This is a genomic window from Xanthomonas sp. NCPPB 2866 (genome assembly GCF_041475745.2).
Taxonomy (GTDB): Bacteria; Pseudomonadota; Gammaproteobacteria; order Xanthomonadales; family Xanthomonadaceae; genus Xanthomonas; species Xanthomonas arboricola.
In genome coordinates this window covers 1,286,769-1,312,583 of the sequence record NZ_CM192975.1, presented here as the reverse complement: position 1 = coordinate 1,312,583, position 25,815 = coordinate 1,286,769, and the positions used below count along the sequence as shown (strand labels likewise).

General features: G+C 63.3%; 21 protein-coding genes and 1 pseudogene. 6 read left to right on the top strand and 16 right to left on the bottom strand.

Annotated elements, in window-relative coordinates:
- Positions 1 to 94: 94 nt before the first annotated feature.
- From ACCQ04_RS05715 to ACCQ04_RS05705, 3 genes are all read right to left on the bottom strand, one after another.
- Complete coding sequence (locus ACCQ04_RS05715; RefSeq protein WP_016904212.1) at positions 95 to 400, bottom strand: UBP-type zinc finger domain-containing protein; 306 nt, start codon at positions 398 to 400, stop codon at positions 95 to 97.
- On the bottom strand, positions 397 to 2,106 hold the full coding sequence (locus tag ACCQ04_RS05710; RefSeq protein ID WP_039815453.1) for an FAD-dependent oxidoreductase: 1,710 nt from the start codon (positions 2,104 to 2,106) through the stop codon (positions 397 to 399). Before ACCQ04_RS05710 ends, ACCQ04_RS05715 begins: the two co-directional genes overlap by 4 nt.
- A 387-nt stretch (positions 2,107 to 2,493) precedes the next feature.
- Entirely contained in the window at positions 2,494 to 3,123 is a 630-nt protein-coding gene (locus tag ACCQ04_RS05705) for an alpha-ketoglutarate-dependent dioxygenase AlkB family protein (protein WP_065031929.1), read from the bottom strand.
- Positions 3,124 to 3,433: 310 nt separating this feature from the next.
- Here ACCQ04_RS05705 and ACCQ04_RS05700 point away from each other — a divergent pair, with 310 nt between their 5' ends.
- Positions 3,434 to 5,788 carry a GH92 family glycosyl hydrolase gene (locus ACCQ04_RS05700; protein ID WP_226426703.1) on the top strand — a complete coding sequence of 785 codons (2,355 nt, stop codon included), beginning with the start codon at positions 3,434 to 3,436 and terminating at the stop codon, positions 5,786 to 5,788.
- Between the two features lies 1 nt (position 5,789).
- On the opposite strand, the gene ACCQ04_RS05695 is transcribed toward ACCQ04_RS05700, so the two are convergent.
- Positions 5,790 to 6,497, bottom strand: a complete 708-nt coding sequence (locus tag ACCQ04_RS05695) for a DUF429 domain-containing protein (protein WP_226426704.1) — start codon at positions 6,495 to 6,497, stop codon at positions 5,790 to 5,792.
- A gap of 184 nt (positions 6,498 to 6,681) precedes the next feature.
- Between ACCQ04_RS05695 and ACCQ04_RS05690 the strand changes: the two genes are divergently transcribed.
- A complete protein-coding gene (locus tag ACCQ04_RS05690; RefSeq protein ID WP_226426705.1) occupies positions 6,682 to 7,584 on the top strand; it encodes an SDR family oxidoreductase in 903 nt (300 codons plus the stop codon).
- A 274-nt stretch (positions 7,585 to 7,858) separates the two neighbouring features.
- Here ACCQ04_RS05690 and ACCQ04_RS05685 read toward each other — a convergent pair whose 3' ends face one another.
- From ACCQ04_RS05685 to ACCQ04_RS05675, 3 genes are all read right to left on the bottom strand, one after another.
- Positions 7,859 to 9,439 carry a glycoside hydrolase family 30 protein gene (locus ACCQ04_RS05685; RefSeq protein ID WP_372358773.1) on the bottom strand — a complete coding sequence of 527 codons (1,581 nt, stop codon included), beginning with the start codon at positions 9,437 to 9,439 and terminating at the stop codon, positions 7,859 to 7,861.
- 321 nt (positions 9,440 to 9,760) lie between these two features.
- Entirely contained in the window at positions 9,761 to 10,630 is an 870-nt protein-coding gene (locus ACCQ04_RS05680) for an NAD(P)H-hydrate dehydratase (protein WP_226426707.1), read from the bottom strand.
- Positions 10,630 to 11,418, bottom strand: coding sequence for a histidine phosphatase family protein (locus ACCQ04_RS05675; RefSeq protein WP_184615420.1), 789 nt, complete (start codon positions 11,416 to 11,418; stop codon positions 10,630 to 10,632). The genes ACCQ04_RS05680 and ACCQ04_RS05675 overlap by 1 nt, the downstream gene beginning before the upstream one ends.
- Positions 11,419 to 11,591: 173 nt before the next feature.
- On the opposite strand from ACCQ04_RS05675, the gene ACCQ04_RS05670 reads away from it, so the two are divergent.
- From ACCQ04_RS05670 to ACCQ04_RS05660, 3 genes are all read left to right on the top strand, one after another.
- Positions 11,592 to 12,221 carry a TetR/AcrR family transcriptional regulator gene (locus tag ACCQ04_RS05670; RefSeq protein ID WP_005920554.1) on the top strand — a complete coding sequence of 210 codons (630 nt, stop codon included), beginning with the start codon at positions 11,592 to 11,594 and terminating at the stop codon, positions 12,219 to 12,221.
- A 117-nt stretch (positions 12,222 to 12,338) separates the two neighbouring features.
- Positions 12,339 to 12,752 carry a hypothetical protein gene (locus ACCQ04_RS05665; protein ID WP_372358703.1) on the top strand — a complete coding sequence of 138 codons (414 nt, stop codon included), beginning with the start codon at positions 12,339 to 12,341 and terminating at the stop codon, positions 12,750 to 12,752.
- Positions 12,753 to 12,792: 40 nt separating this feature from the next.
- Positions 12,793 to 13,191 (top strand): hypothetical protein, encoded by a 399-nt coding sequence (locus tag ACCQ04_RS05660; protein WP_146092859.1) that lies wholly within the window; start codon positions 12,793 to 12,795, stop codon positions 13,189 to 13,191.
- Between the two features lie 218 nt (positions 13,192 to 13,409).
- Here the strand turns inward: ACCQ04_RS05660 and ACCQ04_RS05655 are convergent, their stop codons facing one another.
- From ACCQ04_RS05655 to ACCQ04_RS05630, 6 genes are all read right to left on the bottom strand, one after another.
- Positions 13,410 to 13,712 carry an XAC0095 family protein gene (locus tag ACCQ04_RS05655; protein ID WP_047125821.1) on the bottom strand — a complete coding sequence of 101 codons (303 nt, stop codon included), beginning with the start codon at positions 13,710 to 13,712 and terminating at the stop codon, positions 13,410 to 13,412.
- Positions 13,713 to 14,133: 421 nt separating this feature from the next.
- Positions 14,134 to 16,761: a S8 family peptidase gene (locus tag ACCQ04_RS05650; protein ID WP_372358702.1), complete on the bottom strand. Its 2,628-nt coding sequence runs from the start codon at positions 16,759 to 16,761 to the stop codon at positions 14,134 to 14,136.
- Between the two features lie 16 nt (positions 16,762 to 16,777).
- Positions 16,778 to 17,803, bottom strand: coding sequence for an AAA family ATPase (locus tag ACCQ04_RS05645; protein ID WP_372358701.1), 1,026 nt, complete (start codon positions 17,801 to 17,803; stop codon positions 16,778 to 16,780).
- Between the two features lie 212 nt (positions 17,804 to 18,015).
- On the bottom strand, positions 18,016 to 18,702 hold the full coding sequence (locus ACCQ04_RS05640; protein WP_047125824.1) for a hypothetical protein: 687 nt from the start codon (positions 18,700 to 18,702) through the stop codon (positions 18,016 to 18,018).
- A complete protein-coding gene (locus ACCQ04_RS05635; protein ID WP_039407243.1) occupies positions 18,692 to 19,222 on the bottom strand; it encodes a hypothetical protein in 531 nt (176 codons plus the stop codon). Before ACCQ04_RS05635 ends, ACCQ04_RS05640 begins: the two co-directional genes overlap by 11 nt.
- A 130-nt stretch (positions 19,223 to 19,352) precedes the next feature.
- On the bottom strand, positions 19,353 to 19,949 hold the full coding sequence (locus tag ACCQ04_RS05630; protein WP_212580862.1) for a TetR/AcrR family transcriptional regulator: 597 nt from the start codon (positions 19,947 to 19,949) through the stop codon (positions 19,353 to 19,355).
- 70 nt (positions 19,950 to 20,019) lie between these two features.
- Here ACCQ04_RS05630 and bdcA point away from each other — a divergent pair, with 70 nt between their 5' ends.
- Positions 20,020 to 20,733 carry an SDR family oxidoreductase gene (bdcA, locus tag ACCQ04_RS05625; RefSeq protein ID WP_047128275.1) on the top strand — a complete coding sequence of 238 codons (714 nt, stop codon included), beginning with the start codon at positions 20,020 to 20,022 and terminating at the stop codon, positions 20,731 to 20,733.
- 46 nt (positions 20,734 to 20,779) lie between these two features.
- Here bdcA and ACCQ04_RS05620 read toward each other — a convergent pair.
- From ACCQ04_RS05620 to ACCQ04_RS05610, 3 genes and pseudogenes are all read right to left on the bottom strand, one after another.
- Positions 20,780 to 21,067 (bottom strand): annotated as a pseudogene (locus ACCQ04_RS05620) (type II toxin-antitoxin system RelE/ParE family toxin).
- A 232-nt stretch (positions 21,068 to 21,299) separates the two neighbouring features.
- A complete protein-coding gene (locus ACCQ04_RS05615; RefSeq protein WP_372358700.1) occupies positions 21,300 to 23,963 on the bottom strand; it encodes a M1 family metallopeptidase in 2,664 nt (887 codons plus the stop codon).
- Between the two features lie 175 nt (positions 23,964 to 24,138).
- Positions 24,139 to 25,431: an adenylosuccinate synthase gene (locus tag ACCQ04_RS05610; RefSeq protein ID WP_024938603.1), complete on the bottom strand. Its 1,293-nt coding sequence runs from the start codon at positions 25,429 to 25,431 to the stop codon at positions 24,139 to 24,141.
- Positions 25,432 to 25,815 lie beyond the last annotated feature (384 nt).

The following is a 25,815-nucleotide window of genomic DNA, read 5'->3' as shown; positions in this document are numbered from 1 at the left end:
ACGCAAGCCGCTTTTACGATTCCCGATTCCCCAATCCCGATTCCCAGCGGCGCCCAGCACCCCCATCCACACCCCGCCAAACCACCGCGCCGCCTCACACATACCGCGGTATCGGCCCCAGCTGCGGCGTCTGGTCCGGCAACTCCACTTCCACCTCGTCCACATAGCACCATCCCCAGCCTTCGGGCGGGTCGTAGCCTTCGATGATGGGATGGCTTGTGGCGTGATAGTGCGCCGTGGCGTGCTTATGCGGCGAATCATCGCAGCACCCCACATGGCCGCAGCTGCGGCACAGGCGCAGATGCACCCAGGTGCTGTCGATAGCCAGACAGTCTTCGCAGCCACGTGCGCTGGGCGTGACCTCGCTGATCTGCGCGGTATGTGTGCACTGGTCGCTCATGAGGTGGTGGACTCCTGTGAGGCACTGACAAGTTCGGATGCCGGCACCGGGTTGGCCTGGTGTGCCAGGTATTGATGGATCTGCGCGACGACCGCCGCGCCCTCGCCCACCGCCGCGGCCACGCGCTTGACCGAGCCGGCCCGCACATCGCCGATGGCGAACACGCCGGGGCGGTTGGTTTCCAGCGGCAGACAGGCCGGCACGCCATCGCCGCGTGCGTTGCCGGTGACGACGAAGCCACGCGCATCGGTCTCCACGCACTGCTGCAGCCAGCCGGTGTTGGGGTCGGCGCCGACGAACAGGAACAGGTGCCGCAATTCCACCCGCGTGGTCTGGCCATCGGCGCGCGTGCGCAATACCGCCGCCTGCAGGCCGCGCTCCGGGTCGCCTTCCAGCGCTGACACTTCGGTGCCGGTATGCAGCTGCACGTTCGGCAGCACGGCGATGCGGTCGATCAGATATTGCGACATCGACGATTCCAGCCCTTCGCCGCGAATGATCAGGTGCAGTTCCTTCACCCGCGGTGCCAGAAACGCCACGGCCTGACCGGCGGAATTGCCGCCGCCCACCAGCGCCACCACGCCGCCCTCGCACAGCCGCGCTTCCACCGGCGAGGCCCAGTACGACACGCCATGGCCTTCGAAACGCTCCAGCCCGTCGATCTCCGGGCGCCGGTAACGCGCCCCGGAGGCAACCACCACGGTGCTGGCCAGCAGCTGCTTGCCGTCGGCCAGATCCAGCTTCAGCGCACCGTCGTCGCGCCCGCATTCCAGCGTGCCGGCCTCGATCGGAATCGCCAGCTCGGCGCCGAATTTCAGCGCCTGGTTATAGGCGCGCCCGGCCAGCGCCTGGCCGGAAATGCCGGTCGGAAAGCCCAGATAGTTTTCGATGCGTGCCGAGGCGCCGGCCTGGCCGCCGATGGCGCGCTGGTCCAGCACCAGCACCGACAGGCCTTCGGAGGCCGCATACACCGCCGTCGCCAGACCGGCCGGGCCGGCGCCGACGATGGCCACGTCGTAGCGCTTGTCCGGGTCGATGTCCGGCGTCATGCCCAGGCAGTGCGCCGCTTCGGCATCGCTGGGCTGGCGCAGCACCCGCCCGCTCGGGCATACCATCACCGGCAGTTCCTGCTCCTGGATGCCGAAGCGCTGCACCAACGCGCGGCCTTCCTCGTCGGAGGCATCGATCACCGTGTTCGGGTAACCGTTGCGGGTCAGAAAGCCCTGCAAACGGGTCAGATGCGGATCGTCCGGCTCACCGATCAACACCGAGCCGGAGGCATCGCCTTCGATCAGGCCGACGCGGCGCAGGATCAACGCACGCATCACCACCTCGCCCACTTCGGCCGAGCTGATCATCAGCGCGCGCAGATGCGCGGTGTCGAACGGCAGCGCCAGGCAGCCCTGCGGCCCGGCACGCCCACCGGCGAGTGACGCGCGCCCGGCCAGCTGACTGACCTCGCCGGTGAACTGGCCGGGCGTCTGCAAGGTGATGGGCTTTTCATTGCCCAGCCCGTCGCGCCGCACCACTTCGATGGCGCCTTCCAGCACCACCCACACCGGCGCGTGCGCATCGCCCACGTCGAAGACGAGCTCGCCCGCATCGAAACGCTGCGCCGGCCCGCTGGCAAACCGCCGCGTGATCGCCAATTGGCCCGAGTCCAGCTCGGGAAACATCTGATGGTGGCGGGTATCGGCCAGGGACATGGAGTGGCGACGCTGAGGGGGGAGTACATGCAAGCATGGCCAGCCGTGAGGGTGATGGCAATCACCCGAAAGGGCCATGCAGTGCGCGACAGAGCGCATGCACGAGCAGCACCGGCGCGCGCACCAGTGCGGCGTTTGCGCAGGCAAAACACCTCACGCGGCTGCCAGCGGTACCGCACGCTCACCAGCGGTGATCGGCACAATCAACCGCAACCGTACGCGCAGAAGGTTGCCGACGTAGCTGCTGCGCTGGCGGCCAAGCGAACACGGCACTGGGCCCGCAGTTGGTACGCGGCACTCGTGTGATCCCGTCGCTCCTGTTGCCCGGGAGACTCCGGCTTGCTCCGCACCGTACCGACGAAGCCACACCACGCCTTGTCAGCCACGCTACGCTTGTACCGGCTCCCAGTGCGGCCCGTGCTGCCCGGCGGCCATGCGCTCAGCCGGGCGCACGCGAAACACCACGCTGATGCGCTCGCCCACCGCACGTGCGGTCTTGGCGATGCCGTGCTCGTGGCTCAGTTGCGAGGCATGGCTCATCGCCAGCAGGCTGCCGGGCGCCAGCTCCACACCGATCGCACGCGTATTGCCGTCCTTTGCGCGCAGTTGCATCCGCCGCGTCGCACCCAGCGACACCAATGCGATCGGATGCGGCGCCAGCAACGTCTGCAGCTTGTCGTGATGCATCGCCACGCTGTCGCGGCCATCGCGATACAGATTCAGGCCCACCGCGTTGTACGGCGCGGGCAACACGGCCTGCACCGCATCGAGCAGCGCCTGCAACGGCAGCCCGGGCGGCAGCGGTGCGTCCAGCCGATACGATGCCAGCAGGCGCGGCACCTCCACCACACGGTCGTACATCTCGCGGCGCTGGCTGCGCCAGTCGGTCGCCTGGCGCAACGCGGCAAAGCACTGCTGCGCCACGGCAGGCGCCAGCAGCTGCGGCCAGTAGCGCACGCCGCCCTGCGTATCGTGCAGCAGCTGCACGGGCGCGGTGGGAGTATCGAACAGATCCATCGGGGTGATATGCGGACGGTTTGTACGATTTCAGCAGCCTGCCGTTGCGATTGCCCGCTGCCGAAGCCCCGCATTCGCATGCTCTCTCGCAGTTGCTGGCATTGCGCTCGTTCCGTGCAGAAAGGCGACCAACCTGCGCATCCGCTGTCTCCTGCGCGCAACGCCGGCAACCTCTCAAAGACAGGCACACGCATCACCGCGGCCAACCGCGCACGGGTTAGCGAGCTCAACGATGCAGGCATGGACGTCATGCGATCAGGCCCGACAGCTGTGCTACGGTCCGGCGCTGCATCCGCCTGGAACCGTTCGCATGCAGCATCGCTCAATCGCCTTCTCTCCCCTGCGTTGGCTGGCGCTGCTTGCCGCCTGCGTCAGCTTTGCCGGCAATGCGGCGCCACGTGGGGACGACGCGGGTTTCAGCGCGGTCGACCCGTTGATCGGCACCGGTGGCGAAGGCCACACCTATCCCGGCGCCACGCTGCCGTTCGGCATGGTGCAGCTGAGCCCGGATACGCAGATCAAGCCACGCAAGGAAGCCTATGGCTGGGCCGCCGGTTACCGGCATGGCGACACCACGATTGTCGGCTTTTCGCACACGCACTTTTCCGGCTCCGGGCATTCGGACCTGGGCGATGTGCTGCTGATGCCGCAGACCGGCCAGATCAAACTCGAACGCGGCGACGCCGCCACGCCGGGTAGCGGCTACACCGCGCAGTTCGACCATGCCAGCGAGCAGGCGCAACCCGGCTATTACGCGGTGACCTTGAAAGACCGCAACATCCGCGCCGAACTCACCGCCAGTGCGCGTGTGGGTGTGCATCGCTACACCTTCCCCAAGGGCACGCCGGCGCATGTGCTGGTGGACCTGCGCACCAGCCTGTACGACTACCCCGGCAAGGTGCAGTGGTCGCGGCTGCGCGTACGCGGCGATGGCACCGTGACCGGCTTTCGCGAAACCCGCGGCTGGGCACCCGGCCGCCAGCTGTATTTCGCCATGCGCTTTTCGCGCCCGCTCACCGCCACCCAATTGCACGACACCGAGCAGGACGTCCCATACAAGGGCTTTCCGCCGCCAGGCGAGAAGAACCCCGCGCAGCGCGCACAGATCGAAGGCCGGCAGCTGGTCGGCGTGTTCGACGTCGCCAACGATGGCACGCCGCTGGTGGTCAAGGTTGCGCTGTCGCCGGTCAGCGAGGCCGGCGCCATCGCCAATCTCGATGCGGAAGTGCCCGATTTCGATTTCGACCGCGTGCGCGCCGATGCGCGCGCGCAATGGACACAGGCGCTGTCGGCGATCGACGCGCAAGGCACGCCGCAACAACGCACCCAGCTCTACACCGCGCTGTATCACACCCTGCTCGGCCCCACCCTGTTCATGGACAGCGATGGCCAGTACCGCGGGCCGGACAATGCCGTGCATCAGGCGCGTGGCTGGACCAACTACTCCACCTTCTCGCTCTGGGACACCTACCGCGCCCTGCATCCGCTGCTGACCCTGGTGCAGCCGCCGCAACGCAGCAGCGACATGGTCAATTCCTTGCTCGCCTCACGCCGCGAGAGCGCCTACGGCATCCTGCCCGTCTGGGCGTTCCACGGCCTGGAAACCTGGTGCATGATCGGCTACCACGCCGTGCCGGTGATTGCCGATGCCTACATGAAAGGCATCGGCGGCTTCGATGCCAACGAAGCGCTCGATGCCATGGTCGCCAGCGCCAACTACGGCCCCTACGACGGTATCGCGCAGTACCGCGAGCTGGGCTACGTGCCCATCGACGAAGAAGGCGAAGCGGCCTCCAAGACGCTGGAATACGCCTTCGACGACTGGACCATCGCGCGCATGGCCGACAAGCTTGGCAAGCCCGCCATCGCCGCAGAATTCAGCAAGCGCGCCGGCAACTGGAAACACGCCTTCGATCCCGCTACAGGCTACATGCGTGCACGCACGCGTGCCGGCAACTTCCGCGAACCATTCGATCCATCCACTAGCGGCTACGGCAGCGACTACACCGAAGGCAATGCCTGGCAATACTCCTGGTATGTGCCGCAGGACGTCGCCGGGCTTGCCGCCGCACATGGCGGCGGCGACAAACTGCTGGCGCGCCTGGATGCGGTGTTCGATGCCAAGGTCGACCCCAAGGTGTTCGCGCATATGGAAGACATCACCGGCCTGATCGGCTGGTACGCGCACGGCAACGAACCCAGCCACCACGTCGCCTATCTGTACGCCTACGCCGGCCAGCCCTGGCGCACCCAGGCACGGCTGACCCAGATCATGGACACCCAGTATCACGCCGGTCCAGAGGGCCTGGCCGGCAACGACGACCTCGGCCAGATGTCGGCCTGGTACGTGTTCACCACGCTGGGCTTCTATCCGGTGGCACCGGGCAGCAACCAGTACATCATCGGCCGCCCGTTCCTGCCGCGCGCCACGCTCAAGCTGCCCAATGGCAAGCGCTTCAGCGTGATTGCCGATGGCCTGAGCAAGGCGCGCAGCTACGTCGGCAGCGTCACCCTCAACGGCCAGCCGCTGACCCGCGCCTACCTCACGCACGAAGAAATCCAGGCCGGCGGCGAGTTGCGCTTCCGCATGCAGGCCACGCCGAACACGCAATGGGCCACCGATCCGGCGCAGCGGCCGTATTCGATGTCGACGCAGACGCGCTGAGTCAGTAGTGGATGCCCATGCGTAGCCCGCAGGCATCACGCTCCACCACCGCCGGCAGGCTGCCGGCGGTACCTGCGGCAATGCGCTGCGCGCTCCAGCAGGCCACCAGGGCATCGAGCACATCGTCCGGCTTGGCCAGCGCACGCGGCACGCGCTCCAGCAACGCGGCCACCTGCCTGGCGCCATAGAATTGGCCCAGCAAGGCGGCGCGCTGTTGGTGGCCCGCATTGCTCTTCTTGCCTGCCGCCAGGCCGTGCCCGCCGGCGAGCACGGCGAACGACACTTCCGGGTGCACTTCGAACACGCGCTCCGCCCACGCCGGATCGGCGCGCAAGGCATCGTCCCAGGCGCGAATCTTCGACAGCAGCGCAAACGACTGCACGCCAAAGCCACGCTGCCCGTCGTGGTCCAGCACCCGATGCAACGCAGACGCTTCCACCTGCGTGGGTGCATGCAGCATGCCGCGCAATGGCGCGGCAAAGATGCTGCATGCGCGGCGCCCACCCACAAAACGCCGCGCCTGCACATCCGCAGCGCGGGGCGCGTGCTCGCTCAGACCGATCGGAATGTCCACGCCCAGCACAGCGACGTCCCCCAACGCGCTCGCCACCGCGGCCACCGTGGGGTAGCCGGCAAACTGCAATCCATCGCCGGCCTGCCACACCGCCAGCCAGCCGCTGCCGGCGCCATCGATCCCTACACACTGCATTGCGGTCCTCCCGGTCGTGGCCTGCGTGTACGGCGCAGTAGCACCGCACGCGCGCCATCTGCGTGGCGCGTTCACATCATGCACAACATTCGTTCACCCGCACGCATCGCCGTGGTTTCCAGACTGCTCCGCATCGGCCGCAGCACGCTGCGGCCCTGCCATCCCCCACTGCAGGAGCCAGCGCATGTCCAGCACCAAGAACCAGTACGAAATGCAGAACCCGCTCACCCAGTTTCCGCAGCCCAAGTTCCCCGAGCAGACCCAGGAAGCACCGGGCACCATCCATGCATTGCAGCCAAGGGCCGACCACGGCGAGCAGAGCTACCAGGGCTTCGGCCGCCTGAAGGGCCGCAAGGCGCTGATCACCGGCGCCGACTCGGGCATTGGCCGCGCCACTGCAATCGCCTATGCGCGCGAAGGCGCGGACATCGTGCTGAACTACCTGCCGGAAGAAGAGCAGGACGCTGCGGAGGTGGTGAAGTTGATCGAGGCCGAAGGCCGCAAGGCGATCAGCATCCCTGGTGATCTCAAGGATGAGGCTTTCTGCAACCAGTTGGTCGAACGCGCGGTCAAGGAGCTCGGTGGGCTGGATCTGCTGGTCAATATCGCCGGCAAGCAGACTGCAGTGAAAGACATCGCCGACATCACCACCGAGCAGTTCGACTCCACCTACAAGACCAACGTGTACGCGATGTTCTGGCTGTGCAAGGCGGCCATCCCGCACCTGCCGCCGGGCGCATCCATCATCAACACCGGCTCGATCCAGTCCTACCAGCCCTCGCCGACGCTGCTGGACTACGCGTCCACCAAGGCGGCCATCGTCAACTTCACCAAGGGCCTGGCTCAGCAGGTCGCCGAGAAGGGCATCCGCGTCAACGCCGTCGCCCCGGGCCCGGTGTGGACCCCGCTGCAACCCAGCGGTGGCCAGCCGCCGGAAAAGATTCCCGAGTTCGGCTCGGAAACCCCGCTCAAGCGTGCCGGCCAGCCGGTGGAGATGGCGCCGCTGTATGTGATCCTGGCCTCGCAGGAGTCCAGCTATGTGACGGGCGAAGTATTCGGCGCGACCGGCGGCTTGCTGCTGTCGTAAGCAAGCTGAAAGCGCGTTTTTTCGCGTAATGCCACTAGAACCCTGCCGATCGCTGCACGCGCAGCGGTCCGCAGGGTTTTCTTCAATGGCGCTTTTGGTAGTGGCGGCAGTCTCGAATGCTGGTGCATCAGCACCACCGAACCGCAAGGTAGTTCGACCAGCTACGCAAAGACGGCTTCGATCATGCGAAGCCCCCCTTCTCCCGCCGGGAGAAGCTGCCCCAAGGGCGGATGAGGGTAAGCAACCCCAACAATGCTCCGCCCACGGCCCGCGCTTATTGCGTCATCACCACCGTCTGGATTGCATGCGCCGGGATCTCCAGCTCACTCGATGCGTCGCCTACATACAGGTTGTAACGAATCGCCACATCGCTGGCATTCATCACCACCGTCGCCAGGCTGCCATCGGTGTTGAGAAAGGACGTCGTTGCCAGATTGCTGCGGCTGCTGGCCGCGCTCACCCGCCGCGCACCGGGGCGGATGAACTTGGAAAAGTGGCCGATATACCAATAGCTCGGCGTGTAGATCACTTCGCCGGTGCGCGTGTCGGCATGCACCGGCGCAAAGCAGTAATTGCCCACGTGGTTCGGCCCGCCGTGCTGGTCGAGCAGGATGTTCCAGTCGGTCCAGCCCACCGCACCGTGATTAAGATCGTTGATGATGGCGGTGCCATAGCGCTCGCCGTTGGGCCAGTACTGCAACCTTGCCGGGTCGAACTTTTCCACCGCCGCTTCGGTCAGCAAGAGCGGCTTGTCCGGGTACGCCTGCGCCACCGCCGCCACGTTCTCCACCATCGGCGCGAACCCGGCCCAGGTCTCGTACCAGTGGAAGCCCATGCCCCAGGCATACCTGGCCGCTTCCGGATCGTCGAAGATCACGTGCGCGCGGTGCAGCATCATGTCGCGGTTGTGGTCCCACACGATGATCTTGCGGTCGCCATAGCCGGCGTGCTCCATCGTCGGACCGAGGTGGTTCTTCAAAAAGTCGCGCTCTTCCTCGGCGGAAAACACCATCGACTCCCAGGTCTGCAACGCCATCGGCTCGTTCTGCAGGCTGATGCCCCAGATCGGGATGCCGGCCTTTTCGTAGGCCGCAATAAAGCGCGTGTAGTAGGTGGCCCAGGCCTGCGCATACGCGGGCAGCAACTTGCCGCCCTTGAGCATGTTATTGCTGTCTTTCATGAAGGCCGGCGCGCTCCACGGGCTGGCGAATGTCGTCAACTTGCCGCCGGCCGCCGCAATGGCCTGGCGCAGCATCGGGATGCGATAACGCTGATCGTGCCTGACCGAAAAGCTCTTCAGCGCCGCATCGCCGTCCTTGATGTAGGTGTAGCTGCCGCTGCTGAAATCCGAACTGTGGATGGTGGTGCGCGCCAGCGTATAGCCGATGCCCTTTTGCGGGTCGTAGTAGGCAGTGAGCAATGCGCGCTGCGCAGGCTTGGGTAGCCTGGCGAAGGTCTCGGCACTGGCATCGGTGATCGCCCCGCCGATGCCCAGCACCTCCTGGAAGCGCCGCTGCGGATTGACGAAGATGGAGTTCTCCTTCTCGGTCAACGCATGCCCGGCCCTGGGCGCATCGACAGTGCTGACACGCATCTGCTGCGTGGCGCCTTGGGCGGAGGTGTAAACGCGTAGTGCGCCGGCGGGTGCTGCTGGCGGAGCAGCAGCATCCGCAACTGCAGCTTCCACCGCCTTCGATGCGGGCGTGGATGCAGATGCCGTCGATGCCGGCACCGGAATCGGCGTTGTTGCTGCTGATGCTGATGCCGATGCTGTTGCTGTTGTTGCTACAGAGGCCAACACCGTTTCAGTCGCAGCGCCCCAAACTCCCAGAACCCCCACCATCGACCACGCAATCGTTCGCTTCACCGTACACCCTCCCAGGTTGGTGACCAAGCCTAACCGACCAACGCGGCGCACCATCGCGCAACAAACGAGCGCAACCATGCATCCTTCATCGCCGGACCTTCCCTTCTCCCCTCGGGAGAAGGTGGCCCGAAGGTCCGGATGCGGATACGTCTGCTCAGAGTGCAACCCGCCCCTGCAATCAAGGCAACAACCTAAACCCCAACTGGAAAGACAGCCCCACGCCTTCAGCAAACGCACCTTCACCCCAGCCCCTCTCCCGCTGGAGAGGGGCTTCTGGTCCGCGCGCGGCATCAACGCGACGAGCATTGATCAGCGGCGTGCCAACCGATTCAAAATCGCAGGCACTTCCAACCCTAGTTCGCGCGCCAAAAATCCCACCGGCCCAATCCGCTTGGCCAACTGCCTGCCCGCCGCCGCATGCACAAACACGCCCCATAACGCAGCGGTCAACGCATCGCAGCCGCGCGCGGCAAACCCGGCAATCAACCCGGCCAGCACATCGCCAGACCCGGACGTGCCCAACCCGGACGCGCCCCCGCGATGCATCCACACCACTCCATCCGGGCCGGCAATAAAACTGTCCGCGCCCTTGACGATCACCACGCTGCGCAGCTTCTGCGCAAACTTCAGCGCGTACGCGCCCGGCGCCGCTTCCACCGCCGCCTTGTCGTCGCCGGCCAGGGTCGCCATCTCGCCCGCATGCGGCGTCAATACGAAGGGCCGCCCGATCGGCGCCCGCAGGCCACGCGACAATGCACCGGCATCCAGCACCAAGGTGCACACCGCCTGCTCGGCGGCACGCCTGACCATCGCCGTGGTGGTGGCCGACGACGCCATCCCCGGCCCGATCACTGCCGCATCGCAGGCCGCCATCGCCCCGTCCAGCGCGCGATGCCCACGCACGATCTCACCCTGCCCGTTTTGCGCCAACCCCAGCACCAGCGCCTCCGGCACCGCCAAGGCCATGCCCGGCGCAACACTGGCGGCGGTGGCGATCTGCAGCTTGCCCGCACCGGTGCGCAGCGCGGCCTCGCCGGCCAGCAGCACCGCACCGGGCACGCGCATCGAGCCGCCCACGATCAACACGCGCCCGCGCTGCTCCTTGTCGCCACCCGGGGCCGGCAACGGCATCGACCGCAAGGCAGCCGCGGTGAGCGAGCGCACGCGCGGGGTGGCCATCAGCGCGCCCCGGCCGGGCGGTCGGACTCGGTGGTCACCGGCTCGTCGGCCAGCTCGGGCGGCACGAACTTGGTACGCAGCAACTCCAGCGATTGCCCATCGGCCGCAGCCGCGTATTCGGTGACGCCACAATTGGGTACATCTCCCTCGCGGTCGATGCCCAGGATGGTGGCCTCGTCCATCCGCTCGATCAGGTAGCGGAAGCAATTGACGATCACCTGATGCCCCACGATCAGCACCCGCGCGCCCACATGGTTGCGCTGCAGGTCACCCACCACCCCGCGCAGGCGGAAGATCACATCGCACCAGCTCTCGCCACCGGGCGGGCGAAAGTAGAACTTGCCCACCAGCTTGCGCTGCTCGGCCAGCTCCGGAAAGGACGCAAGAATGCCGGCCGTGGTGTAACGGTCGAGCACGCCGAATTCCTTCTCGCGCAAACGCTCGTCCACGCTGACCGAATCGGCCGGCTGCCCCAGCGCACGCGCCACCGCAGCGGCGGTCTGGCGCGCACGCACGTAGGTGGAACTCAGGATCAGCGTCGGGCGCTCGTGCTCGGGCAAACCGGCCATCCACGCCCCCAACGCCTCGGCCTGGCGCTCGCCCAGCGCCGACAACGGCACATCCGCATCGCGGTGCTCCAGGTCGATCAAGGCCGAGCCGTTGGACTCGGCCACATCGCGCGCCACGTTGCCCGCGCTTTGCCCATGCCGCACCACCCACAACCGCGCCGGCCACTGCGCCGAGACACCGGCTACCGCACTGTTCTCACTCACATGCTTCTCCTGCACAACGTCGACCTCACGTGTCGCACAGCCGCCGTGAAAACATGGTCGACCAGCGCATCTGTGACCGGTGTTTCAATACGCACGCGCATGCATGACTGATGGCACGGCAACAAGCGAACGCAACGGATGGGTAACGCCGCGCCGGTATACTGCAGCCCCCCGACACCCTGCTGCCCATGTCCAACGTCCTGTTGCTGCGCACGGCAAAAGAGCGCGAAGAACTGCTGCTGGAAGAGGTCCTGGACGCCACCGAGCAGTGCATCGACGTCATCGGCCTGAGCGCCACCAGCTTCGAACTGATCGCCGAGCGCGCCAAGGTCAGCTGTGGCAGCCTGCTGCAACGTTTCGAAGACAAGGACGCGCTGGTGCGCGCATTGCTCGAGCGCAACTACATGCGCGCCATCCGCCAGATGTGGCTGGTGGAACGCCCGGCTAACGTGCACGTGGTGGATTTCATCGCCGGCCTGCTCGAAGAATGGCTGCTGCAGGAAATCAACATCAAGCGCACCCGCATCGACCTGGAACTGCACCTGGCCACCCTGCGCGACCCAGTGCTGGCCGCCTTCATGCGCCGGCAGAGCGCATCGCTGATCGAACACCTCAGTGCCCTGCTCAAACGCCTGCTGCGCGGCCACGCCGACCCGGCCAGCAGCGAACAGGAATTCCAGGCCCGCGTCTTCGCCGTCGCCGCCATGTGCGGCGGCCTACACAGCGTGATGACCAGCGGCATGGAGCTCAACCGCATGCATCTGCAGCTGATCCTGCGCGAGAGTCTGTCGGGGATTTTGAAGTCTGCGCCGGTGTGATCGGCCGCTTCATTCGGCGTAGTAAGTGGGCAATTGCACAGCTGATGCTGTGCGCCTGTGCCGGCTACAGTATTTCGATCAGATAAGATCCAGCTTCATACCAAGGAAGGATGTCGCATGCGAAATCGAATCACACCCAAGGTGGCTCTGCTGCTGACGCTGCTCCTGGCGTTTGCGTTTACCAGCACTCCTGCACTGGCCACAAGTACGGTGGTCACCTTTCGAAGCGCTGACAACACATACGAAGTCGAACTGTATGTCGGTGGTGGAAGCAAGGAAAACGACGGCATTGCCGGCGCCATGATTCGCTGGCCCGGCTATGCACACAGGGACCTGCCTTTCACCGGTGTGAAATACCACATGGATAAGGAACACACCCGCGCAGGCGCCAAATTCGTCAATCCAGGTGATCCTAAATATCCCCCATCTTTTACCGTCGAGATAGAGGGCAGAAGTGGTCGCCTGACTGTTGGCAAGCGCGTTATTCCAGGCAATGCGTCCTGGATCGTGGGCCCTTATGCCTACCCGTAGCGACTCGGCAAACAATAGACATCCATCGCAGGGGCGAACGATGAAAACACACATGCGCAGTTTATGGACCAGTCTGATCTTGTTGATCGCCCTGCTGACAAGTACGTCCGCTGCCGCCACCGGCGATGTCCTGTCGTTTGAAACAGATACCGCTGGCTACAGCTTTCTGGTCTATAGCGGAGGCGATCCTGATGGCATCGGCGGCCTGGTCATGACCTGGCCGGACATTGCATCACGCGGGCTTCCATCGGAAAGCACGCAGTGGTACTTCAAGCCAACTGCCAACCACATGCGCATCGTTTTCACCAACACCGGACGCACCGACTTGCCGCCGTCGTTCACGCTTGAAATCATGGGCAAGCGAGGCACGCTCAAGTTCGACAATCGCACGATCAAAGGCAAAGCATATTGGTATACCGGCTCACTGGCGGAATACTGATCGCCTTTCCCGGATAACAGCGCACTGCAGATACAGCTGGCCGACACTGAGGTGCAGCGTTCCAGCCGATCAGCGTTACCGGCAGCGATCACATCGCCATGGGCGGCGATGGTCAGCAACTGTTCCAGCGCATCCACCTGCTCCGCTTGAGGCCGAAGGCAAACGCACCGTCTACATATCGGCCATTGCCTGTTTCCGTGTGCGCGGCAAGGCCGTTGCTAATCGGCTCTTGCAGCCTCCCCTGCGTCGGTGGCGTTGTCAGTAGCATCGGGCCCAAGGTGCGCGGGCCACTGCACCTGCGCCATTGCCTGCGTCACTTGCTCGGCCAGCAGTTCAAGGCAGAACGCCAACTCGTCCATGCAGATGGCAGGCTGTCGCGCCTGCTCTTCCGCTGGTGTGCGCGGCTGCGCCAAACGCGCCAGAAAGCGCATGTGGTCGCGCAGCTGCTGCAAGCGGTACTGCGCGCCTTCTGGCAGGTAGTAGCCTGGGTGTGACTGCACATCGCGTACAACGTCCGACATGGCCTGCTCCTCATTCCATGGAATCAGCCCGCCCGCCACAAGGCGACGGACGGGAAGTCGGGAGGCTCGAAACCGCTTACAGCCGGCGGGCGTATTCCCCTTGCGGGTGTTGTATTAGCCGCCCTCCCGACGCAGAGCATCACGTCGGTTGCGCCTACAAAGTTTGCAGGCACAAAAAACCCACCGGTTTGTCGGAGGTGGGTACCGCTGTAAGCGGAGTTTCGAGGCTCCGGAGCCCGATATTGCAGCCAACGGCACAACCAGTCAAGCGGCCTAAATTAGCAGAGCTCACCTGAATTAATTTAGCCGCGAGTCGTACATATCTCCCAATTCGTTATTTTGTAGAGCCGCGAACATGCACCGCTGCCATTACTCACGCTAGCCCCACGCAATAAGCGATTTATTGAAAGAGCTGTTGTGATCACCCATTAACGCCAGCAGTGACGCGCACAGACTGCTTTATACGGGTGCGAATCTGTTGATAGATCGGAATATCTTCCTTCGCCTCAAGCGTGACGGCTAGCCCGTACGGAATAGCGGCATCAAGATGTTCAGTCGCGTCCTTCTTGCAGATAACCCGGATTCGTAGTGTCTCGCCATCTTCGAAAGCTTGGATCTGTTTCTTTCCTTCAAGCACTTCATGTTGCACGGTGCCACGTTCAACCTGATTGTGGTCTCCATCCTGCCGGTCCAGCTTTAGGACTTGGCTAGACCAACCTCCGCCACCAGGCTCTAGCATGAGTTTTGCTTCCCGAAGGTTACGATGATCAGGATTGATCGGCGTCAGCCACGCCAAGGTTATAACTAACCGCCGCCAGACCTTCTGAGATGAAAATCCGACAGGGATAGGAAAAGCGTACTCATGCACTTCGCTATCCCGAATTTCTCCACAACCTAGGACTGTTGCTCGCTGGGCCGTGCAGGTAAGCACACGATCCATATCTACTGCACCATAACCAAGGTAGCGCGTGGTTACCTGCTTGAACCTACTCGAGTTACGTACGTTTTTAAGTGCTTGCTCGATATGCTGCTTACCAGTTTCATCTTGCTTGGCACCATGAACTAGTAACGCCTTCAACAACACAGACATCAGCGCTTCGGGAATATCCTCGCTCTCGTCAGTGCGAAGCCTGTCCAACATGTCGTATAGGCGCACAGCGCCACGTGTTGCCAACGCAGTCGCATTACTGGTGCCACGCGAGAACGCTTCATTGTTCAGCACGCCCTGGCTTCTACTATCCAGCGCTACTTTCTGACCTGGAGCGGCGATGGATTTATCAATGCCATATAATGATGATCTAGCTAGCAAAGGAGCATTGTAGAGCTGCCTGCCTCCCGGCATTAAGATATCCGGCTTAATGGAACGACGGAAACCGAAACCTAGGCGTGTAACAGGGCTCAACAAGGCTTGAGAAGGCAACACATCGAGCCGCTGCCCAAACTGTAGATAACCTTCACCTGAATCATCAACGTGAGCAGCACCTACTGTGATGGCATTGATAGCCTCAGCTGGCGAAAGCAGACGCCGGGAGGACAGATTAAGTGACACCGCCTTGATGGCGGTCTTTATTTTTTCGTCGTCAGAAATTGCTAAGAATTGCTGATGATTTAGCCCGAGATCAATCTCCTCGCAATAATTTCCAGCACTGACGCAGAACAGCACACGATACCGATAAGCCAACCAATCAAGCAGCCTTGCCCATGGACTGGGTGCATGGATGAATTCTCTTGCAGCATCACCAAGGGAGATATTAATTACTTTAATTCCGGGCGCTTGAGGAGGCAAAGCTCCAGCACCTTCGAACATACGCCGAACGGCTATGTAGATACGGTCTTCAAAAAATACTTCGTCAGGCATATGCTCATCATTGTCACGACTCCGAGGATCGGGCTGCATTACCGGAATGCAATACAACTTACGACTCAGCGGCACGGACTCCTGATTACTTCGATCTCCATGAATAATCAAGGACGCCATAGCGGTACCATGCTTCCGCTCGCCGGGTTGGTAGGTAGCTTCCAAGCCAAAAACATCATCTACCACTAGACGGCCTTTCAGAGCCTCATGCAGTTGAAGTGGAGCGCCATCGAGAAGCGCAGCGACTGGTGGAAGATCACTGAGACTCTGAGGAAAAATGGCAGGCTCGCCTTCTCCATCTCCCGATTCTGCAAGGCTCTGCCCGGTGGGTCGGAAATACATGATGCCGGCAAATTTGAATAGCTGGATGTCGGTGTCTGCGTCTGCAGCCATTTGATCCAGCAGCGACCGAATCGCGCGAGCAGGCAACTCAGCTTTAACTGCATGAAACGCAATTTCCGGCATATCAATAAATTCAGAAATAACTCTACCGCCTAAGGACTCGAGAAGAGATCGAGTGACAACTTCATTAGCTCGCCGCTTCCGCTCATTTTTTCGATAAAAGAGCTCGACCTGGAAGGTGATTTTTTGGTCAGGATTAATAGGATCAAGGAGATCATGCCACCGGCCAATCATTCCTGTCTCGACAAGTGTTTCCTCGACACCCCAACGGCGCAGAACATTCAATTGCTCAAAGACCGCCTTCCATTTAGTCTTTCCATGGGGAAACTCATTTTTTTCTTTCCACCGTCCCCAGAGCGCGAGAACCTCCTGCATACCGGCCACGGTACTCACGGTCAAAAAAATTCGCCCACTCAGTGGCTTAACCTTTCGTTCACCAGCATCATCTGCATCATAGAAGTGTTCATCATTGGGCTCCAGATCATCTAGCTCGGTCTCTCCCAGCCATTCCAGTCCAGCCGCCTCGACTGCCTGTTTGAAGTCATCAAGACGTCCAATAATTTCTATGACCAATACCATTTCAGGCTCTAATCCAGCTAGTGCGCCCGTCAGACTTGCCTGATAACTTGCAAACTCCTGCTCTAGCTGTCCGATTTGATTACCAATGCGGACCACCTGCGCACTATGTCCGGGCAAACTCTGCTTACCCAGTGGAAAACCCCTCCCCTTTTCTGGCTGAATTATTCGTTTGTCAGGAAAAACTAGCAGCGGCAAGTATTCAGCAGGCATACCATCTCCTTGTGCCTTATTCGTCTAGCGCCTCTTTTAATGCCTCTTTATTAATTGGTTTCAAACGTTGCTTCCATTGCTCCAGTTTAGAAAATACAATAGCCTTGGCATTATCCACCTTACGATCCATTACTGCTCGCCTGACTACCCCAAGGCAAAACTCTTCCGCCTCTGAAAAGCTCAACCCTAGGAGCCGCTTTGCAATAGTCTCAGCCGCCCAGCCAAAATTGACGCTACTGCGCTCACTAACAGAGGCAACGAACGCAGTCAACTGGGCTCGCGTTGGAACTGGCAGTTCCAGCCGAACCTGGAAACGGCGCCAAACAGCCCTATCTAGCAGTTCTGGATGATTACTTGCCGCAACCACAACGACATAGTCTGGAAGATCATCGAGTTGAAGTAACAAAGAGCTCACGACGCGCTTGATCTCGCCGGTCTCATGAGTGTCGCCACGCTCTTTACCCAGTGTTTCGAATTCGTCGAAGAACAGCACACAACGCCGAGTCCGGGCGTAATCGAGTAAGGCCTTCAATCGAACAGAAGTCTCACCCAGATAACTTCCAATTAACGATTCATAACGCACAACAATCAGCGGAACCATCAATTCAAAGGCCAGAGCTTCGGCGACAGATGTCTTACCGTTTCCCGGCGAACCAGCCAGTAGAACTCGATGTCTTGGACTTAAGCCGTGAGCATGAAGTAACTCTGCGCGATGCTGCTCCTCGACAAGTTCTCGCAATTGCTCACGAACGCTATTGGCAAGCATCAAGCTTTCTAGTGAGCGTTCTGGCGTCAATTCAGCAACCAGATCCTTCTGCGCAACACCTGCGTTCTGCGTTTGGCGCGTAGCATGCGTAGATTGTTGAAAGAGTGCGGCTTGATGAGAGGACGCTCGTAATGCTTTCTCCAAGCGATCAGCTAGGATTCTGTGCCCCTTGCTTCGCTCTTCCTGAATCAAAGCCTCGGTCGATTTTCGAAAAAATGGTTGATCGCCGCTACTGGCAGCTTTTACTAGCGCGACCAAGGTATCAGCCTGAGCCATAATATTTACCTTGACGAAGTGTTTAAGTGGCACAGGCGCACCGATGAAGCGTATGTCATGCCATCACAAATGTAATGCGTGGTCGACCCAAGGCCACGGAAGAGATGCGGATTTCATACCAAGCCTTGTGCGTTGCAAGTGCAACGCATCATCGCAAGCGGGCGGCGGTGCTTCAAGGTTTTCCTTGCAGACCTAAGCCGAGGATGTCGCAGCTACGCTGATGCAATGGTGCGTAGGCGCTGAAGCACGACGCTTGCGCGCTCCGGTTCGGCGACCAATCCCGGCAACGCGTTCACAAACGCCGGGTTATCCACTAACCCCACAAACACGTCGGCGACCCAATGCCGAAGGTCTGCATGCTCCACGGCAAACTCTTCCACCAGCTCGGCCCGGCCATCGACGACATTGAGGACGTCCTCCAGGTCGTGACTGGAAAGGAAGTCACTGTTGCCTCGGGTAACGAAGGCTTCGAGCTTGGTAGCCACGAATGCTGTGGCTGTCACCAAGCGGATGGACAGGCGATCGCTCAAGGCCACCACTTGGGCCGTCTCTACAGCATGGGCGTACCAGCGGTTGGAGAAGCCAAGCACGCCGGCATCCACCGGCATCAGGTCGAAGAGGACGCCCGACGCTTCGTGTACCCAGCGGCAGACGACGCCGCTCTGCATCTCGCGCGCAAAGCCCTGCGACTCCACACGCGCCTCGATACCGCGGAACCGGGACCAATCAAGATTGACTACCGCATCGACGTCATAGGTGGCGCGGACGTTTTCAGCCAATGGATCGGATACCAGCAGGCCAACAACTGCTCCACCGAGGAAGACTACGTGTTCGCAAAGCTCGCCCAATGCATTCGCAATCACAAGCAGGTGCGGCAAATTAGGATCGTCAGAGCGCATCGCCAAGCCTCAGCAATTGTTTGAGATAGCTTGCTGCCAGCGTGCGCTCGCGGGCACGCCCGCTGCGTAGGGCGTCCTGCAGCGCCAGAAGTTGGTGCAAGGCAGGGTCGGCCAGCGCAGCGTTGGGCGCACCTGCCGACAACGGCGACAAGCTGGGGCCTTTGGCCGTGCCCTGCGCGCTTGGCCACACCGGTGCATCTCCTGGGGAGCTGGAAATGGCAGTGGACAGTGGGGGCACGCCGAAGGCCGTAGGAATGCCACGCCTTAGCGGCCCGATGACGGCAGGAAAGGCGTAACGCACGCCGTGGACCGCAAACTCGTGCAGCGCCGTGCGCACCGTCTCCCACTCGCCGCGACTTTTTTCCAGCGCCAAGCCGGATGCCACCGCGCGCTTGACGCTGCGATGCACCTGAGAAGGGCTCATGCCCAGCGCTTCTCCAAGGGATGCATACGTCCAGACCTGGCCCGCCTGGGCGACCTGCTTGTACAGCACCACTAGATCCTGTGGCTTCAGTTCCACAGCCGAACCCACCTTATTCCATATTCCGGAATATGGAATATCCAGCGGGCGAGCTGTTTTTGCAAGCAGTCTTCGCTAAGCGCTCTGACTAAACGAGGGTCTACCGCTCAACGGCGAAAGCCAGACACGCTCACCCAATTCCCCGTAGCGCCACCCGAAGCGCCTCCCCCGCCAAGCGCGCACTCGCCAGCAGACGCTCCAGGCTCTGCCCATGCCGGGCGCTGGCGGACAGCCCGGCCATGGTGGTGCTGACGAAATCCGCCAGCCGGTCGGCGTCGTGCGGGCGCTGCTTGGCGATGTGGGAGCGGATCAACTCCTGGGCGGCGACATGAAAACCGCACGCCGCCTCGCGCGCCTGCGCGTCGTTGCTGCGCGTGCCTTCCAGCACCAGGCAGCCGGTGGCGGCGGGGTCTGCGGCGTAGCAGCGCGCGGCCTGCTCTAGTACGTCGGCCAGTGCGTCGGCCAGCGGGCGGGCGGTGTCCAGGATCTGTGGCAACGGGATGGCCCCGGTCTGCGCGTAGCGGTCGAGGATGCGCGCATACAGGCCGGCCTTGCTGCCGAAGGCGGCGTAGAAACTGGGCGGGTTGATGCCCAGTGCCTGGGTGAGGTCGGCCACGCTCAGTGCGTCGTAGCCGCGCGCATGAAACAGCTGCTGCGCGGTGGCGACCGCTTGGTCCGGGTCGAATGCCCGCGGCCGGCCGCGGGCTCGGGGGGTTTCTGTAGTCATAGTTACAAAATCCTTGACGGCAGGCGAAAACTATTATGTATTACTCGCTACATTAATTGCGAGGTGATGCATGTCAGCGTTCAAAGACAAGTCGGTATTGGTGCTCGGTGGCAGCCGGGGGATTGGGGCCGCCATCGTGCGGCGCTTCGTGGCCGAGGGCGCACGGGTGACGTTTACCTATGCCGGCTCTGCCGAGGCGGCGCAGCGCCTGGCCGGTGACACCGGCAGCACCGCGGTGCTGGCCGACAGCGCCGACCGCGATGCGGTCATCGCCACGGTACGCCGCAGCGGGCCGCTGGATGTGCTGGTGGTCAATTCCGGCATTGCGTTGTTCGGCGATGCGCTGGATCAGGATCCGGACGCGGTGGACCGGCTGTTCCGCATCAACGTGCACGCGCCCTACCATGCCGCCGTGGAGGCAGCGCGGCAGATGCCGCCCGGCGGGCGGATCATCGTGATCGGCTCGGTCAACGGCGACCGCATGCCGCTACCCGGCATGGCGTCCTACGCGCTGAGCAAATCCGCGCTGCAAGGGCTGGCGCGCGGGCTGGCCCGCGACTTCGGGCCGCGCGGCATCACCATCAACGTGGTGCAACCGGGCCCGATCGATACCGATGCCAACCCGGAAAACGGGCCGATGAAAGACCTGATGCACAGCTTCATGGCGATCAAACGCCACGGCCGTGCCGACGAAGTGGCCGGCATGGTGGCCTGGCTGGCCGGCCCGGAAGCGAGCTTTGTCACCGGGGCGATGCATACGATCGATGGTGCATTTGGAGCATGACGCGGCGACGTCTGCCTTGGCTACGGCGATGAGGGAACAACGGGCATCACGGCCCCGCAAAGCCCGCCTCACGTTGCGAGCGAACGGCCAGCACAAACACCGTGTCGATCTGCGCGACATGACAGTACAGCGCCAGATTGCCGTGCGCGCCGTGACCGATCACCAGTTCGCGCTTGTCGCCGCCGGCCGGTCAGCCGATCAGCGGATTGGTTTCCAGCACATCGATTGCCGCAATGACCTCGTGCAGGCGTGCTGCGACATGTGCGGCCTCATGGCGCTGGAGCTGGTCGAAGATCCGCTCAAGATCCTGTGCAACCTCCGGTGCCAGCGCGATACGCGCCTTGCTATCGGGCTAGTTCGGGCCGTGGGCCGCTTTGCCGGCTCGCCGGCCATGCGCTTTTCCAGATGGCCACGCATGTCGTCCCAGGCGATGGTCTTCCCGGACGCCACGATGCCGGCGTCACGCTGCTCGGCAACCTCGCTCCCACCTCTAGGTGACTGCCGGCGCGGCAAAGAAAAAGCCCGGCAAGACCGGGCTGTTTCCTGTGCTGCGATAACCGCAACACTCAGCGCTTGCGCGCCTTCAACCACGCCTTGATCTGCGGCAGCGAGGCCGCCCGCAGCTTCACCCGCGTCTGGATCGTGTTGATGGCGTTGTCTGCGGCCTGCCTCGAGGTCGGCGCGATGTACTGCTCGGCATACGCCTTGATCCGGTCGGCGGTGGCAAGCTTGGCCGAGTCCATGCCCAGGCCGGGGTAGTAGCGGGCACGCGAGGTGGAATCCACCAGGGTGTCCACCTGCGTGCGATGCGCCACCGCGAAGTCGAAGGCAAGCTCCGGGTGCCGGGAAGCGACCCGGTCGATCATGCTCGCACCGGTGGTGGCGCCCGGCTCGGCTGTCAACGCCAGTTCCAGCGCGCGCCTGGCCAGCGCCTCGTCGTTAGGCATGGAGAGGAAGTCGTAATAGGTGTCGCGCACCATCGACGAGGTTTCCTGCCTGGCCGAGGCATGCAAGGCGTCCCAGGTGGCGGCGTCGGCATTGTGCGCAACCGCGCCCAGCACGCTGTCGCGCAGCTCCGGCGACAGCGAGGCGGGGTTGGCCTGAAAGGCGGCAAAGCGCCGGCGCGCCTCGGCGATCACGGCGGCATCGCCCATGTCGCTGAGGGTGGCGACCAGGCGGGTACGCAACTGCTGGATCTGCGCCGAATCGCCATCGCGGTTGTCCCAGCCCAGCGTTGCGAATTCGGCCGACAGCCGCGGCACGGCATAGGCACGCCACGTGGCGCGCGCAGCCGGGTCGCGCTCGAAGCTGCCATCCACATCGTCGTAGATGCTGGCCACCATGTCCCAGACATCGGGCGATGCGCCTGCCGCCACCTGGGCGGTGAGATCCAGCACGTCGGCCTGCGCCTGCATGCCGGCACCGGCCAGTGCATTTGTATCGTTCAACACGCCCACCTGGTCCACCACCGGTAGCGCGGCAAACCTGGTGGTCAGCGCCTTGAACTGCGCGGGCGCATACCAGGTGCGGAAGTAGCCCTTTTGCCCGGCATTGACCACCACCGGTGCGTCGCAGCCGGGCACCTGCACCTGCGCCGTGCCGTCTACCAGCACGCGCACTGGCGCGCCATTGCCGCTGCGCAGGACCACCGGCACATGCCAGCGCAACGGCTGCTTGTCGGGGCGGTCCAGCGTGAACTCGCCCTGCTCCAGCGTCACCGCGGTCTGGCCGCCGACGCAGCGGCTGCTGGCCTTGATCAACGGCACGCCCGGCTGCAGCGTGAAGTCGTGCGCCACCTGGGTGAATTGCTTGCCCGGGGCCACCGCGTCGATCTGCTGCCACAGCTGGTCGGTCACCGCGTTGCCGTACTGGTGTTGCTTGATGTAGCTGCGCACGCCGGTGCGCCAGCGATCGGAGCCGACGTAGTCTTCCAGCATGGCAATCACCGCCTCGCCCTTCTGGTAGGTGATGGCGTCGAAGGCCTGGCTGGCCTGCTCCACGGTGGCCACGTGCTGCACCACCGGGTGGGTGGTTGCATACGCATCGCGCCGCATCGCCGCGCGGCTCTTCAGCGCCGGGCCGGTCTTGTCGATATCCCATTCCGGATGCAGTTTTGCCGTGGTGCGCGCTTCCATCCAGTTGGCGAAGCCTTCGTTGAGCCACAGGTCGTCCCACCACGCCATGGTCACCAGGTTGCCGAACCACTGGTGCGCGATCTCATGCGCGGCGACGGTGAACACGCCTTGCTTGGTGTCGATGTTGGCCACCGCCGGATCCAGCAACAACGAGTATTCGAAGGTGAAGATCGCGCCCCAGTTTTCCATGGCGCTGAAGAACTGGCTGCGCCCGGGCGCGGCGATGTTGTCCAGCTTGGGCAGCGGGTACGGGATGCCGAAGTAGGCGTTGTATTCGTGCAGCACGTCGCGGCCGGATTCCAGCGCGAACTGCGCCTGGTCCACCTTGCCCTTCTGCGCGATCACGCCGATCTCGGTGCCGTTGTCGGCGGTGACGGTGGCACGTTCGAAATCGCCCACGCTGACGAACAGCAGGTACGTGGACATCTTGGGCGAGGTCTGGAACGCGATGCGGGTGCGCCCGTTTGCGCCCGGCCTGGACGAGGCCACCGGCATGTTGCTCACCGCCATCTGCCCGGCCGGCGCATTGATCGCCAGGTCGAAGGTGGCCTTGAAGTTGGGCTCGTCCCAGGAGGGAATGAAGCGGCGCGCATCGGAGTTTTCGAACTGGGTGAACAACGCACGGCGCGCACCTTGCGCGGTGGTGTAATCCAGCGCGAACAAGCCGTTGGCCTGCGTGTTGATCACGCCGCTGTAGTCGATGGACAGCACGTACTCGCCCACTGCCAGCGGCTTGTCGAACGCGAACGTGGCGGTCTGCGCCTCGGCATCGGTGCTGACCTTGGCAGCTCGCGGCTTGCCGCCTTTTTGCGTGAGCGTGCCGCGCGCCAAGCTCAGGTTGGCCGCCTGCAACACGATGCGGTCGGTGGCCTGCAGCACGCTGACGTCGATGGCGACCTTGCCGTCGAACGTCATCTTGTCGGCGTGCGGCGTGATCTCCACCGCGTAATGCGTGGGCTTGGCCGTACGCGGCAACTGGGTGGTGATGGACGAGGCGGCGGCGCTCGTCGGCGCGGGCGCGGCGGCGAGCACGCAGGCAGCCGGACTTGTACCGACCAGGGCCAGTGCGATGGCGGTCACCAGGGGAAGACGCATGGGAAATTCTCGATGTGGGCGAAGTGGGCAGGCAAGCGGCGCCAGGCCGCGGATGATCCGCCGGAACAGTGCCCGCAGGCACCGCCGGAAGTCATGGCAAATCTCAGCAATCCTCAAATGCCAACGGCCCGGACAAGCCGGGCCGTTGGACGATGCCGCGTCTGGCGTCAGCCGATCAGGCGAACGGATCCTGCAGCACCATCGTGTGGTCACGATCCGGGCCGGTGGAGACGATCGAGATCGGGCAGCCGGCCAGTTCTTCCAGCGCGCGCAGGTAGGCACGCGCGGCCACCGGCAGCTTGTCCCACTCGGTGATGCCGTGGGTGTTTTCGGTCCAGCCCGGGAACTCCAGGTACACCGGGGTGCACTCTTCCCAGCCCTGCGCGTCCAGCGGGGCGTATTCGGTACGCTTGCCGCGGTATTCGTAGGCGATGCAAACCTTGAGCTTTTCCATGCCGTCGAGCACGTCGAGCTTGGTGATGCACAGGCCGGAGATGCCGTTGATGGCCACCGCACGCTTGAGCGCGACGATGTCCATCCAGCCGCAGCGGCGCGGGCGGCCGGTGGAGGCACCGTATTCGGCACCGCGGTCGCGGATGCCCTGGCCCACTTCATCGTCCAGCTCGGTCGGGAACGGGCCGCCACCCACGCGGGTGGCGTAGGCCTTAGCGATGCCCAGCACGTAGTCGATCGCATCGGCGCCCACGCCGGTGCCGGCCAGTGCGCCGCCGACGGTGGTGTTGGAGCTGGTGACGTACGGATAGGTGCCGTGGTCGATGTCCAGCAACGCGCCCTGCGCGCCTTCGAATAGCACGCGCTTACCCTGCTTGCGCAGGTCGTGCAGGATGCCGGCCACGTCCGACTTCATCGGCTGCACGTAGTCGCCGAAGGCCAGCGCTTCGTCGAAGGTCTTCTGGAAGTCCACCGCTTCCACGCCCAGGTACTTGGTCAGCACGAAGTTGTGGTAATCCAGCGCGGTGCGCAGCAGCTCTTCCAGCTGCGGCGGGTAATGCAGGTCGGCGATGCGGATACCGCGGCGGGCGACCTTGTCTTCGTACGCCGGGCCGATACCGCGGCCGGTGGTGCCGATGGCCTTGCCGCCGGCGGCCTTCTCGCGCGCCTGATCCAGGGCGATGTGGTACGGCATGATCAACGGCGCGGCCGGGGAGATCTTCAGGCGCGAGCGCACTTCCACGCCGGCACCTTCCAGCTCGCTGATTTCCTTGATCAGCGCGGCCGGGGAGATCACCACGCCATTGCCAATCAGGCACAGCGCGTCGTCGCGCAGGATGCCGGACGGAATCAGATGCAAGACGGTCTTCTTGCCGTTGATGACGAGCGTGTGGCCGGCATTGTGGCCACCCTGGAAGCGGACCACCGCACCGATCTCTTCGGTAAGCAGATCGACGATCTTGCCTTTGCCTTCATCGCCCCACTGGGCACCGAGCACGACAACTGACTGACCCATGACGGGTGAACTCCTGAGTTTTGCTGCGGCCATCGGGGCCGCGGGATGGGACCGGTTCACGGCTGGCGGCGCCACCTGGCGCGCGGCTCCATCGGGGAGCGTTGCAGCGGCGCGTGAAGCCCTGACACGGAAAAAGCCGAACGAGGTGCCCTGTGTGAGCGTGCCCGGCCGGCTTTTGTGCATTATCCGGGTTTCCGGTGACGTGCACTACCCCTGGCGGCCGGCGGACCGGGGGCTGGTCAGATTGCGGCTGGCCGTTGGTTGCGCGGTGCTCCGAGCGCTGCGGGCCCCTAGCCTGGGGTATCGCCGTAGCGACAATCCCAATGGCTGGTAGGAGCGCACCAGGGCGCGACCGGCATTCCCGGTAACGCCGTCGCGCCCAGG